Source organism: Clostridium sp. Marseille-P7770, assembly GCF_902143525.1.
Taxonomy (GTDB): Bacteria; Bacillota; Clostridia; order Lachnospirales; family Lachnospiraceae; genus Pilosibacter.
On record NZ_CABFVC010000003.1, the window covers coordinates 580,071 to 593,348 of the forward strand.

Annotated in this window: 10 protein-coding genes and 1 tRNA gene; all 11 read right to left on the reverse strand. The window is 51.8% G+C overall.

What is annotated here, in order from left to right; all coding sequences use genetic code 11:
* Window positions 1-185: 185 nt before the first annotated feature.
* Window positions 186-1,571 (reverse strand): NCS2 family permease, encoded by a 1,386-nt coding sequence (locus FN001_RS09805; protein ID WP_118322084.1) that lies wholly within the window; start codon window positions 1,569-1,571, stop codon window positions 186-188.
* Between the two features lie 189 nt (window positions 1,572-1,760).
* Complete coding sequence (locus tag FN001_RS09810) at window positions 1,761-2,786, reverse strand: alpha/beta hydrolase (protein ID WP_142411685.1); 1,026 nt, start codon at window positions 2,784-2,786, stop codon at window positions 1,761-1,763.
* A 38-nt stretch (window positions 2,787-2,824) separates the two neighbouring features.
* Window positions 2,825-4,702: a DUF6320 domain-containing protein gene (locus tag FN001_RS09815; protein ID WP_142411686.1), complete on the reverse strand. Its 1,878-nt coding sequence runs from the start codon at window positions 4,700-4,702 to the stop codon at window positions 2,825-2,827.
* Window positions 4,703-4,769: 67 nt separating this feature from the next.
* Window positions 4,770-4,840 (reverse strand) — tRNA-Trp (locus FN001_RS09820).
* Window positions 4,841-5,030: 190 nt separating this feature from the next.
* A complete protein-coding gene (gene radA / locus FN001_RS09825; RefSeq protein ID WP_142411687.1) occupies window positions 5,031-6,404 on the reverse strand; it encodes a DNA repair protein RadA in 1,374 nt (457 codons plus the stop codon).
* A gap of 102 nt (window positions 6,405-6,506) precedes the next feature.
* Window positions 6,507-6,920: an endosialidase gene (locus tag FN001_RS09830; RefSeq protein WP_142411688.1), complete on the reverse strand. Its 414-nt coding sequence runs from the start codon at window positions 6,918-6,920 to the stop codon at window positions 6,507-6,509.
* 109 nt (window positions 6,921-7,029) lie between these two features.
* On the reverse strand, window positions 7,030-9,519 hold the full coding sequence (locus tag FN001_RS09835; protein ID WP_142411689.1) for an ATP-dependent Clp protease ATP-binding subunit: 2,490 nt from the start codon (window positions 9,517-9,519) through the stop codon (window positions 7,030-7,032).
* 165 nt (window positions 9,520-9,684) lie between these two features.
* Window positions 9,685-10,731, reverse strand: a complete 1,047-nt coding sequence (locus tag FN001_RS09840; RefSeq protein ID WP_142411690.1) for an ATP--guanido phosphotransferase — start codon at window positions 10,729-10,731, stop codon at window positions 9,685-9,687.
* Window positions 10,724-11,299, reverse strand: a complete 576-nt coding sequence (locus FN001_RS09845; protein ID WP_118529727.1) for a UvrB/UvrC motif-containing protein — start codon at window positions 11,297-11,299, stop codon at window positions 10,724-10,726. The genes FN001_RS09840 and FN001_RS09845 overlap by 8 nt, the downstream gene beginning before the upstream one ends.
* 13 nt (window positions 11,300-11,312) lie before the next feature.
* On the reverse strand, window positions 11,313-11,690 hold the full coding sequence (locus FN001_RS09850; protein WP_118298427.1) for a GntR family transcriptional regulator: 378 nt from the start codon (window positions 11,688-11,690) through the stop codon (window positions 11,313-11,315).
* Window positions 11,691-11,846: 156 nt separating this feature from the next.
* The gene (locus FN001_RS09855; RefSeq protein ID WP_142411691.1) at window positions 11,847-12,905 is read right to left on the reverse strand and encodes an N-acetylmuramoyl-L-alanine amidase family protein; all 1,059 of its coding nucleotides are present in this window, start codon (window positions 12,903-12,905) and stop codon (window positions 11,847-11,849) included.
* Between the last annotated feature and the right edge of the window lie 373 nt (window positions 12,906-13,278).

The following is a 13,278-nucleotide window of genomic DNA, read 5'->3' on the forward strand; positions in this document are numbered from 1 at the left end:
TGTTAAGTTTATGACAATTTTTGTCATTTGTCACAGAAAAGGCAGGTAGTTGTCTGATGTCTTAATCTGCAGGAACTCCTTATCAGCAAGTTTCTGCAAATGCATAGTAACCGAAAGCCGAATACATAAATGGCGTTTTTTATCCATCTATATATCCGGCTTTTTGTGAGTTGTCTATGATGTTATTACATCAGAATGTACTTTAAGATAAAGAGCACGGCCAGGATGTACATGACCGGAGTGATCTTCTCCTTCTTTCCTGCGAAGAGGTTCATTACAACATAAGAGATAACTCCCATGGAGATTCCCTCGGAGATGCTGTAGAAGAACGGCATCGCGATGATGCAGAGGAATGCAGGGATTCCGTCTGCCGGATCCTTGAAATCGATCTCAGATACGGAGCCGATCATGTAGAAACCTACGGTGATCAGAGCCGGAGCTGTCGCGAAGGACGGGATCGCTAAAAAGATCGGGGACAGGAGCAGGGATAACAGGAATAGAACCGCTGTTGTCAGGGATGTAAGTCCTGTTCTTCCGCCCTCAGTTACGCCGGAAGCACTCTCCACGAACGTTGTGACTGTGGAAGTACCAAGACATGCGCCGCAGGTTGTTCCGACTGCATCCGCAAGGAGCGCGCCCTTGATCCTCGGGAGCTTTCCGTCAGCGTCCAGCATGTCTGCCTTCGCAGATACACCGATGAGCGTTCCGAGTGTATCAAAGAGGTCAACAAAGAGGAACGCGAACACGATCACGATGAACTCCAGGACCGGTACGCCCTTTAAGCTGAACTTGAACATGATCGGTGCCAGGCTCGGGATCGAAATTCCGTTTGAGAAATCCGGGAGCAGGTTGTAGAAACCGAGATCCGGATTCGGAACATACACGCCGGCAAACTGGCAGATGATACCGAGGATCCAGGTGATCAGGATTCCCCAGAGGATATTTCCCTTCACATTCTTCACGATCAGGATTCCTGTGATCAGGACTCCGAAGATTGCAAGAAGAACCGTGATCCCGGCATCGCTCATGGATGCTGTGAGTCCGTCCGCAAGTGTGCTGTTATATCCGCTGATGGAGAACAGGCTGACGAGCGTGGAGCTTCCGATCACGATCTTCGCGTTCTGGAGACCGAGGAATGTGATAAAAAGTCCGATTCCGACGCTGACCGCTTTCTTTAAGTTGAACGGAATCGCGTTGAAGATCGCTTCCCTGATGTTAAAGCAGGAAAGGATAATGAAGATGATACCTTCTGCGAGAACTGCCGCAAGGGCAACTTCCCAGGAATACCCCATTCCGAGAACGACCGTGTAGGCAAAGTACGCGTTCAGACCCATTCCAGGTGCCAGAGCGAATGGGTAGTTCGCAAAGAGTGCCATACAGAGTGTTCCGATGAAGGATGCCACCGCTGTCGCCGTGAAGACCGCGCCGTGATCCATTCCCGCCGCTGCGAGGATGTTCGGGTTTACCGCCAGGATATACGCCATCGTCATAAATGACGTCACACCGGCCATGATCTCGGTCTTAACAGTCGTGTTGTTTTCCTTGAGATGGAAAAATTTTTCGAGACTCATTTGTTTCCCTCCAATTTGTTTTATCAGTTTTTGTTATAAAACCGTTAATTTTTATTATACGAGGTGCAGAAAAAAAACGCAAGGAAAAGAGCCGGATTTTATAAGTCAGCATTTTCCGGCAGTTCGCATTTCATGTCATAAAAAGGCCGCTCTCCCCTTTCGGTTAAGCGACCTTCCCTGTAAATATCATTATTTCAATTCTCTCTTCAAAAAAGCCAGCAAATTCAGTTTCGCCCGCTCCTCCGTATCTTTCCGCCTCGTCTTTACCTTCTTTACGACCTTTCCTTCCTGATCCCTGTGGATCCGGTAAACGATCCGCAGGTACTCTCCGACCTCTTCCCAAGCCTCGCGGCTCTCCGGGATCAGGTCGAGTCCCATCTGGAAGACGTGGAACATGCCGTCGTAGACGGAACAGCGGACTTTTACGCCCTCTGCTCTCGCTTTCTTCGCAGCTTCCCGCGTGTCATCAAGAAGGACCTCATAGGAGCCCACCTGCATGAGCATCGGAGGAAAGCCCTCAAAATTTCCAAACAGTGGGGACAGATACGGGTCCTTCGGATCAGCATCCCCGATATAGCTGCACTGGTAGAGCATATTTTCTTTCGAATTTCCAAACAATGGGTCGATCGTATAATTCTCCTCATACGAAGCCCCGCTGAGCGTCACATCCGTCCAAGGGGACATCGTGATGATCCCAGCCGGGAGCGGAAGCGCATGATCCTTTGCGTAGAGACAGAGCGCGAGGGCAAGTCCGCCTCCCGCGGAATCTCCGGCAACCACGATCTGTTCCGGATCGTATTTTTTTTCATTTAAAAGCCATTTGTAGGCATAGACTGCATCCTCGAGTGCCGCCGGAAACGGATGCTCCGGTGCGACCCGGTAGTCAGGAGTCAGGACATCCGCCCCGAACCCCAGTTCCGAATATTTACCCGCAAACCGCCGGTAAATGTTCTTCATCGGACCGATATATCCGCCGCCGTGGAGCTGCAGGATCACCCGCCCAGTGACCGCCTGCTTCGGCTTTAAATATTCCATCACAAATTTCCCTGTCGGGATCAGTTCATAGATATAATCATTCGGGCACCGCCATGCCGGTTCCACCGGATTCTTTCGGAATTCTCCGGTCTGGATCGGCTTTTTTAAAGATGTCTCCATGACATCTCTCATCATATCCCTGGTCAGATTCCCGATCATGCTGACTTCTTTTCGGCTCATGTTTCATTCCTTTCCTGTCTGTTCCTTTTCCTCATCTATCACACATGAAATCTCCGCCGCAATTCCCGTTTCACACTCCTGTCCCCGAGCAGCACCGTGGCAAGAAGCGCTGCCACCGAGATCACCACAGAAAGCACTGTGAGCAGCGGATGCCTCGTCCAGCCGATCTTCCAGAAGATCAGCGGGATAAAGCTTAAAACCGTGATCGCGATCTGGTACATAAAATAGCTCTGCCAGTTCAGTCGGTTCACGAGCATCATGAGCAGGATCGCCGCCACTTCAAATAAGACAACGCACGGGATCGCATAGTCCACCGACCAGCCATGCAGTCCCGTCAGCGTGTCGATCAGAAGCAGGATCGCCTGGATCCCCAGACACTGCCTGACAAGGATCCCGGAAAGACTTGCATGGCGCATCACGGAAAATTTTAATGTCATCGCCACATAGGCAGCGGCGCCCGCGGTCAGGAGTGACCATTTAAACGGGATCTGCCGGTAGGTTGCAAGATTTACAATCCCCGCAAGGACCGAAACGAATACCAGCGAAAGATAAAACATCCGGACAGCCTTTTTGATCTTTCTGCGGTCCTGTGCGATCACCGGATACCGTCCTTTATCATGTTCCCGGTCTGTGATCCCGTTACTCTCCTGCTCCACCGGGATCCCCTGATCTTCCAGGAAACAGAAAAACACTTCCGGCAGACGATTCTCTGCCATTGCACTCGTAAACGCCAGGCAGAGCTTTCCATCGTAAGCTACCGCCCCGCATTTCATCCGCTGCTTCGGAGATGCACCGACGAGAAGTTCAAAATCCTCAACATCCTCTCTCAGATCTTCCCGGATCTTTGCAGGGCCGATGTTGGAAAAGGTCATCGTATGGGCGCGGCTTGTGCGAAGGAAGATCAGTTCCATCGCCAGATGCTTGATAAACAGAGGGATCGCCCTCACATACCACTTTTTCTCGTTGGATACATTGTAGGAGATCGTCTCCTCCAGTCGCTCCTTCACGATCTGTTCGTCCATCTGACGACTGACGTTTGTGAGGACCTCCCGGAAGTTCTCCGGCGCCCTGCCTTTCGGCCAGGAGATATTGACTACCGCAAAAAAATTTGCGAGCGTCTCCGAGTCAAAAAAGCTCCGCAGATTGACCGGAAGATTGAGCGCTGCCGGTTTTTTCAGGTTCTTCCCGTCCGTCTCTGTCCGGATGACAGACCATAGATGTGCTGCTGCCAGGTATTTTGTGATACTGACCCCGTATTTCCGGCACTGCGCTTTTAGATCCGCGACCTGCAGTGTTCCTTTTAAGACCCCCATCTGGTCAAACGGAAGAAATTCCCCACTTACCTGAAGTGCCGGTTCGCTCTCATAGTGGCGTTTCGGTAATTTTCTGTAATAGCGGAGATAATCATCCTCTTTTAATGGAGAAAATTCTTTTTCTTCCGTGATAACCGGAAGATTTTTCTTTAACTCCAGATAATGCTCCGTCAGCCGCGAGGCAAACCGGAGAGCTCCGAGTCCGTCTGTCAGCCCGTGGAAAACCTCAAAATTGATGCGGTTTCCGAAGTAGCTGACACGAAACGGAAATCTCGCCGCACGATGTGGATCGATAAACCGGCACGGTGCGCTCTGCTCTTTCTCGATCACAGGATCCCGGTCGTTCGTCTCAAAATAGTACCAGAAAAATCCCTTTCGAAGCTTCACCCGGAAATTTTCAAATTCCGGGAGTGTCAGGAGCAAGGCTCTGTGGAGAAGTTCCTGATCCACCGCCTCCTTCAGATTCGCCGAGATCCGGAATACACTGCTCAGATCTTCTCCGGACACCGCCGCAAAAAGTTTTGCCGTGTTGTCCAGTCTCCGCCATGCGGCGCCCTGGATGCGCCGGCGTTTCTTTGTGAATTGCTCCGATAAATTCTTCATTCAGATCCCGCACCTCTTTCAGGATAAAAAAATAACCGGAAAAATAATTTTTCCGGTACATCAGAAGCAGGGGAAGAGGGGCTCGAACCCCCATCTACGGTTTTGGAGACCGCTGCTCTACCATTGAACTATTCCCCTATATTTTGTTGCGCATCACTTAATGCTCCATTATAATAGCATGAAATGTTTTAATTGTCAACACTAATTTGAAAATTTCTTATATTTTTGTATCCGGCACTCCGAGCGAAAAAAGTCAGCTGCCTTATGCCAACCTGCAGACCGATCCTTTTCCGCTCAAAGCATTACCGCATCCTCCGTACTTTTCCGATCAGATCAGCTGGATCGCCTCTCTCACATTCTCCACCCCGATCAGTCTGATCCGTTTCTCATCCTTCAACTTCTCCAGATTTGATTTCGGGAGCAGACAGCTTGTAAAGCCCATCTTGATCGCCTCCGACACACGCTGGGCCGCCTGGGAGACTCCGCGGACTTCGCCGGAAAGACCGACTTCCCCGAAGATCAGCATCCCCGGATCCACCTCCCGGTTCTTAAAGCTCGACACAAGCGCCATCACAACGGCGAGATCCAGCGCCGGTTCGTTCATCTTCATTCCGCCCGCGATATTCACATAGGCGTCATACCGGCTCATCGCATACCCGCATCGCTTTTCCAGGATCGCGAGTAAAATGTTGATCCGGTTGTAATCGACGCCGTTCGCCGTCCGTCTTGCCATTCCGAAATTCGTCGCTGTCACGAGCGCCTGGACCTCCAGGAGGATCGGTCGCGTTCCCTCCAATGAACAGGCTACCACCGCCCCAGACGCTTCCTTCGGACGCCCGGAGATCAGCATCTCCGACGGATTTAGCACCTCAGAAAGTCCTTTTTCTTCCATCTCAAACACACCGATCTCGTTCGTGGACCCGAAACGGTTTTTTACCGCCCTGAGGACCCGGTATGCGTCATTCCGGTCTCCCTCAAAGTAGAGGACCGTATCCACCATATGTTCCAGCACACGCGGTCCCGCGACAACGCCCTCTTTCGTCACATGGCCGACGATAAAGATCGTGATCCCGTATCCCTTTGCGATCTGCATCAGGAGATTTGTCGATTCCCGGACCTGGCTCACGCTTCCAGGTGCCGACGAGATATCTTCCCGGAACATTGTCTGGATCGAGTCGATGATCACCACATCCGGCTTTGCGCGCTCGATCGCGCTGTGGATCGTGTCGAGATTTGTCTCGCATAAAAACAGAAGATCTCCCGAAATCTCCCCGATGCGGTTCGCACGCATCTTGATCTGCTTTAACGATTCCTCTCCGGAAATATAGAGGACCCGTTTTCCGGCCTCTGCAAGGTTTCTGCAGACCTGTAAAAGCAGCGTCGATTTCCCGATTCCCGGATCTCCTCCGACCAGCACAAGGCTTCCCTTTACGATCCCGCTTCCAAGAACTCTGTCAAGCTCTCCAAAGCCCGTAGGCGTCCTGTCCTGCTCCTCCAAAGAAATCTCCGAGATGTGGACCGGGACCGCCGTCTTTCCGGCTCCGACCGCATTGATCTGTCCGGCCGGCGCTTTTTTCGTCTGGGCAACCGGTTCCTCGACAAATGTATTCCATTCCTTGCACACCGGACATTGTCCGAGCCATTTTGCGGACTCATAGCCGCACTCTTTACAGAAAAAAGCTGTATTTCTTGCTTTTGCCACGATATTCTCCCTGTACAGGAAACGCTCCGAAGTGTATCCCCGGAGCGCTCTGTGATACTGCCGTCCATATCCTGTCCGGACAGTGATTTCTGATTTTCCTATTTACTTGCGAACGATCTTGACCTCTATTTCTCTGCCCTCATTAAGTTCAACAGAAAGGCTCAGTTTACCGCTCATATTTGTCTTCATACCGCCGACGCCAACGCCGTCCTCGAAAACCTCATACTCGCAGTCATCCTCTAACTGTACTGTGATCTGGGCATCCTCAAATCCTTCGACTTTGAATGTCACTGTTGTATCGGTCACTGCAAAATCCTTTACAGCAGTTCCCGGAACAGACTCATAAACGAACATTCCGTTTCTCTCTAACTTTGTGATTTCCTTAAACGTCTTAACTTTATAAAGATCACCTTCGTGCTCGAAGTCTTCTACTTTAGATTTTGCTGCGAGGCTGTAGTTTCCGAAACTTAATGTCCCGTTTGCCTCTGTACGGATCAGTTCGTTGATTACTGACATAATGCTTACTCTCCTTTTGTGTATTTCAACAGAGGGATTTCTCCCCTTCACTGTTGTAAATGCTGCAGGGATCTGATTACCGGACCAGGTCATCACTGCATCGTCGTGCCTATGATTTTACCACACTGGCGGAAGTTTTTCCAGCAGTTTGTGGATGTCTTGCAGAAAATTTCAGTTCTCCGTCCTTACAGGTGATCTTCACGGAATCTCCCTCCCGGACTTTTCCTTCCAGGACGAGCTCCGCGAGCTTATCTTCAATGAGATTCTGGATCGTGCGCTTCAACGGTCTCGCGCCATATTTCTCATCGTATCCTTTCTCGACAAGGTATTCCTTCACGTCATCACCGGCATTTAAGCGGATAGACATCTGGCTCTTTGTCCGCTTTTCGAGGATATTTAAGAGGATCGTCACGATCTCCTTCATGTGATCCTTCGTCAGCGGGTGGAACACGATCGTATCATCGATCCTGTTTAAGAATTCCGGCTTGAACATCCGTTTCACCTCGTCCATGACTCCGGTCTTCATGCGCTGATAGCGCACTTTCTCATCGTCCTGGGACATGAATCCAAGCTGCTTCGGCGCGATGATGTTCTCAGCACCGGCATTGGATGTCATGATGATGACCGTATTCTTGAAATCAATCTTATGGCCCTGGGAATCCGTGATATGACCGTCATCCAGCACCTGCAGAAGGATATTGAACACATCCGGATGGGCTTTCTCCACCTCATCAAAAAGGATCACGGAATACGGATTTCTGCGGACTTTTTCGCTTAACTGTCCGCCTCCCTCGTATCCGACATATCCTGGCGGGGATCCGATCATCTTGGAAACACTGTGTTTCTCCATATACTCCGACATATCAACGCGGATCAAGGCATTTTCCGTTCCGAACATTGCCTCCGCAAGTGCTTTGCAGAGCTCCGTCTTTCCGACTCCGGTCGGTCCGAGGAATAAGAAGGAGCCGATCGGGCGCTTCGGGTCTTTCAATCCGACTCTTCCGCGACGGATCGCCTTCGCGACGGCAACAACCGCCTCATCCTGTCCGACCACGCGCTCATGGAGAATGGATTCCAGTTTTAAGAGACGTTCTGTCTCTCCCTCTGCGAGCTTGCTCACCGGGATCTTTGTCCATCCGGAGATCACATCCGCAATGTCGTTCTCGTCCACAGTCAGCTGCCTGCTCTCCTTCTCACTCTCCCACTTTTCCTTCATCTTGCGGATCTTCTCCCGCTTCGAAGCCTGTTTCTTCTTGATCTCACCGGCGAGCTCGTATGCCTCGCTGCGAATCGCGTCCTCTTTCTCTTTCTCGAGCTTTCTGATGTCCTCCTCGAGTGTCTTGATGCCCTTCGGCTCCACATAGACCGTGAGTCTCGTCTTGGAGGCCGCCTCATCGACTACATCGATCGCCTTGTCCGGCAGGAACCGGTCATTGATGTAGCGGGCAGAAAGGCGGACTGCTGCCTTTAACGCCGCATCTGTGATCGTCACATGATGATGCTCCTCATATTTCGGGCGGAGTCCCTTTAAGATCTGGACCGCCTCGTCCTCCGTCGGCTCCTCCACAGTCACCGGCTGGAACCTGCGCTCCAGAGCCGCGTCTTTTTCGCTATATTTTCGGTATTCCTCGATCGTCGTCGCGCCGATCAGCTGGATCTCACCGCGGGCAAGGGACGGTTTTAAGATATTCGACGCATCCAGTGCGCCTTCCGCTCCGCCTGCACCGATGATCGTGTGGATCTCATCGATAAAGAGCAGGACATTCTCCGCCTCGGTCACCTCACTGATCACATTTTTGATCCGCTCCTCGAACTCGCCGCGGTATTTGGATCCCGCAACCATTCCGGAGAGATCCAGGATCACCACGCGTTTTCCGCGGATCGTGTCCGGAACATCACCGGAAGCGATGAGCTGCGCGAGACCTTCGATCACGGCTGTCTTTCCGACGCCCGGTTCTCCGATCAGACACGGGTTATTCTTCGTTCTTCTGCTCAGGATCTGGATCACGCGGCGGATCTCCTTCTCCCTGCCGATGACCGGATCCAGTTTTCCCTCTTTTGCGAGAACCGTGAGATCGCGGCTGTACGCGTCAAGCGTCGGAGTCGCACTCTGTCCGCCCCGCGGCTGGCGTCCCTGAGCCAGTTCCTCTTTTCCTGCGTTTCCATCCTCTCCCATCGCGGATAAAAGATCGATATAGACCTTCTGGATGTTGATATTCAGTGTATTTAACAGGCGGACCGCCACACAGTCCGATTCTTTCAGTAACGCCATCAGGATGTGTTCCGTCCCGATTAACGGCGCATGGAACCTCACCGCCTCTTTATAGCTGTTTTCCAGCACATGTCTCGCGCTCGGCGTGTAGCCATCGCGTTCTTTGGTGGCTGTGTTCTGATAGGAAGAGACAAGCTGCTCCACAAGAGCGAGCAGTCTGTCGAGCTTCACCTCATTGGCCTCGAGGACCATGGCAGCGGTTCCGCTTCCCTCCTCAATGAGCCCCACCAGGATGTGCTCCGTCCCGATCACATGGGACCCCATATCCTCCGCCGCTTCACCGGCAAGAACGAGCGCCTCCTGGGCTTTTTCCGTATATTGTGCCATCTGTTTTCTTTCCTCCTGATCGATCAGAAATATCCGCAGACCCCGCACCGACCGGTGTCCTGGTTTTTTCGGTCATTTCTGATTTTCTGCAGCCGTTCAGTGCCCTTACAGGCGCAGGCACAAACCTGCTGAACAGTTGCGATTTTCTATCTTTTCTTCCGGAGATCATGCCTCCGGCTCTATAATTTCCGGCAGCCGTTTTCTCAAAAATTCCGCTCTCGCAGCATCCAGCTCATCTTTATCGAGCGGACGGTCTGCCAGACTCAGAAGATTTGCAGGCTGGATCCCGATCATCAGTCCGTAAACGGAACATGGCTCCTTCACCGTCAGGATCCCGTCTGTGATCCCAGTCATGATCTGGGACAGAAATTCCATTCCGTCCTTTCTCGTCAGGCGTCTCGCATATTTTAAGACTCCGTACGATTTATAGCATTCATCCGCTGCCTGCACCGGCTTTCTCTGGCGGTATTCCCGGCGCATCCGGCGTTCCTGGGCATCCAGCTCCAGCGCCGCCTTTCGCACGATATCAATGATCTCCTGTTCTGTCTGACCCAGAGTCTTCTGGTTCGAGATCTGGTACAGGGAACCGAAGTTTTCCACGCCTTCGCCGTAAACGCCGCGGACCTGGGTCCCAAAACGGCCCATATCCGCTACCAGGCTGCTGAAATTTTTGTTTTTCGACAGCATCGGCAGATGAAGGACCACTGCTGCCCGGAGTCCCGTCCCCACATTTGTCGGGAACGAGGTCAGATATCCGTATTTTTCATCAAACGCATAGTCAAACCGTTCTCCGATGTAATCATCGATCCGGTCCGCCTTTTCGTAAAGCCGGTCCAGAGTCAGCCCCGTCTGCAGCATCTGGATCCGCACATGGTCATCCCCGTTTAAGAGGATCGCCGTGGACTCATCCTCCGACAGGATCATCCCCGTCGGATCTTTTTTCTTCATCACGCTGCGATTTAAAGCCCGCCGCTCTAAAAGTGCAGTCTTTTCCAGATCTCCCATTCGTTCCAGGTGTGTAAACCGGTACTGCATCCGGTCCATGGAGGCGATACCGGTGAGTCCGCCGAGAAGTTTCTCTGAAAGCTCCACACTCTGTTCCTTTGTGAGACGCCCGGGGAACGGGTACTCTTTCAGGTTTCGAACCAGACGGATCCGGCTGTAGATCACATTTGTGCCTGTCTTTCCAGGCATCTCATACCATTTATCCATTCTGTTTCTCCTCTTTTAACGCCCGGATCTCATCTCTGAGCTTCGCGGCCTCCTCGTACTCTTCCCGGCGCACCGCGTCTTTTAATCTCGCTTCCATCAGGCGGATCTTTTCCTCTTTTGAAAGTTCCGGGATATTCACCGGATCCTCTCCCGGTCCGGCAGCTTCTCCGATCACCGCCGGATCCGGCTGAAATCCTGCCGGATGTTTTCCGACATGTTTTTCGCTACCCTGAAGATGGCGGATGTGGTCGCTGATCAGCGGATCAAAAACACTGTAGCAGTCCGGGCATCCAAACCGGCTGTCCTTTACAAATTCCTCATACGTTGTTCCGCAGGTCGGGCATACGACGCCGGAATATTTTTCATCCTCTTCCTCCGTCTCCTGGGTTCCAAGGAGTCCTGAGAGAAGTTTTCCCAACGGGAACTCTCCCTCAAAGAGTGCGGAAAACTGTCCGAGGTCCGCATGGGCGGCACACTGGGTACAGAGGTTGTGCTCGGTCTTCACGCCGTTGATGACTTCCACGTATTTTACGGTCGCTTCCCGTTTTTTGCAATGTTCACAAAGCATGAATGTTCCTCCTTTATGCCTGTCCGCCGAACTCATCATAGATCTGGTCCACAAGGTTGTGGATCTCGTCTCTGCCGACGTTTTTGCAGATCCCGCGCGCCACGATCAGCGCAAGATCATTTTTCATCTCCTCCATCGTCCGCAATTTATCCATATCCAGGGCGATCACGGCCCCGCGTCTGCGGTCCAGACGCAGGAAGCCTTCCTGTTTCAATACAGCATATGCCTTATTGACTGTATGCATGTTAATTCCGATCTCATCTGCAAGCTGTCTGACCGACGGAAGGCTGTCCCCGTCGTGAAGCACATCCATCGCAATGCCGCAGATGATCTGGTTGCAGAGCTGGGTGTAGAGCGCCTCCTCACTGTCAAAATCAATCTTCAATACCATTCTATCACCGTCTTTGTTTTAGATTTTTGATACCGGGACCGCGCAAACAGCCCCGGTATCACTGTATTCCATTTGTTATATGTGTATAGTAACAGATTGTATGGAATCCGTCAAGCGGAATCATGATTTCGGCGTACATATGTTCTTTTCAGCTTTTTATTCCAGGTCCAGCCTTCCCTCCGCCGACCGGTTCACCGCGATCCGCTCGATCGTCCAGGCGATATCCGTGGACTTACCTTTCAGTTTTTCCCAGGCATCCGGATCCTGGTATACACGAAACAGTGCTCCGAAGATCACGTCATATTCTCTTCTCGCACCTTCCGGAAGTCCCGTCGCCTCCGAGATCTCGTCAAAGCGGTATCGCGCAGCTTTCGGGAACTGGTCTTTTTTCATCTCATCCCCGGAATTTTCATAGATATATGCCCCGAATCCGTCCTTCACCGCATCCGGCTTTGAAAAACGCAGTTCCTTTTTCTTCTCGTCGAGGGAATAAAAACAGGAATACAGCGGGTTTCCTCTCTTATCTTTAAAACCCCTGTATTCCCCGCCGGACGGGTCATACACAAACCTCCAGCCGTCATCGCGGAATTTCTTTCTCCACCCATCCGGGAACGCATTGATAAATCCGGCAATCATGTTTTCTTCCTCCGGGCTCACATCTTTTTTCGTCCCATCCGCGTTCACTGCCCGGATATCCCCGGCCGGATCCGGCTGTCCGTCATAGTCAATATAGGAAAATCCGGCATATTCATTTACGCGCATGCTCCCGTCCGGACGAAACGCATAAGTCTTTCCCCGGATCGTGCGAACAGCCTCCTGATTCATCGTTCCGTCCGCATCGAACCAGTACCACTTTCCCTTATCCTGAAACCACTGGATCATCGCATTTCCCGAAGGATCATAATAGTACCAGTTTCCGCCGCCCGGACCGTCGTACTGCCAGCCCTCCGAGAGGGAACCATCCGTATTAAAGTGGTAACGGATGTTTCCGACCGTTCTCCATCCCGTCTCCATGATCCCGTTTTGATCAAAATGATACCACTCACCGTCAAGATCCTCCCAGGTGCCGCGCGCCGCTCTTCCGTCCGAATATGTGAACGTATACCCGGCATCCGTGAGTGTCCACGTCCCGTCCGCAGCGAATGACATCATGGCATGTATGGCAGTCAGTGCGAGGGCTGCGGCCGTCAACGCATATTTTTTATTCTTCTTCACAGACAGTCCTCCTTTCCACGTTTTCCGCTGTTTTCTGTTCGTTATGATCCGCAGCCAGTCATTTACAGAGTCTGACTTGTCGGCACAGATCTGCCGGCCATCTACTTTCTGACAGCCGGGCTGCCAAGCGTCCTGTCCGCCGCTTCTGTTAAATCTCCGTTCTCATCCATATCAGGAGCAGACGGATCCTTACTATTATCGGTTGAATCTGTGTGTAAAATCATTTATACTGAATAAAGGATTGTTTCATCCAAAGTCAGCACTTTCACGGACTCGGCCCCGTCAGAACAATACTGACCGCGGTTGATTTCTGGTCTGCAATCCTTTCGCCGTCCATCGAGGACAGGCGAATCCTTACTATTATTGACAAAGG

Bases quoted from the DNA above. Each gene is read 5' to 3' on its own strand.
- FN001_RS09845 (WP_118529727.1), bottom strand. From the start codon at position 11,299: ATGCTTTGTGAACATTGCAAAAAACGGGAAGCGACCGTAAAATACGTG.
- FN001_RS09835 (WP_142411689.1), bottom strand. From the start codon at position 9,519: ATGGCACAATATACGGAAAAAGCCCAGGAGGCGCTCGTTCTTGCCGGT.
- FN001_RS09810 (WP_142411685.1), bottom strand. From the start codon at position 2,786: ATGAGCCGAAAAGAAGTCAGCATGATCGGGAATCTGACCAGGGATATG.
- FN001_RS09815 (WP_142411686.1), bottom strand. From the start codon at position 4,702: ATGAAGAATTTATCGGAGCAATTCACAAAGAAACGCCGGCGCATCCAG.
- FN001_RS09830 (WP_142411688.1), bottom strand. From the start codon at position 6,920: ATGTCAGTAATCAACGAACTGATCCGTACAGAGGCAAACGGGACATTA.
- FN001_RS09850 (WP_118298427.1), bottom strand. From the start codon at position 11,690: ATGGTATTGAAGATTGATTTTGACAGTGAGGAGGCGCTCTACACCCAG.
- FN001_RS09805 (WP_118322084.1), bottom strand. From the start codon at position 1,571: ATGAGTCTCGAAAAATTTTTCCATCTCAAGGAAAACAACACGACTGTT.
- FN001_RS09840 (WP_142411690.1), bottom strand. From the start codon at position 10,731: ATGGATAAATGGTATGAGATGCCTGGAAAGACAGGCACAAATGTGATC.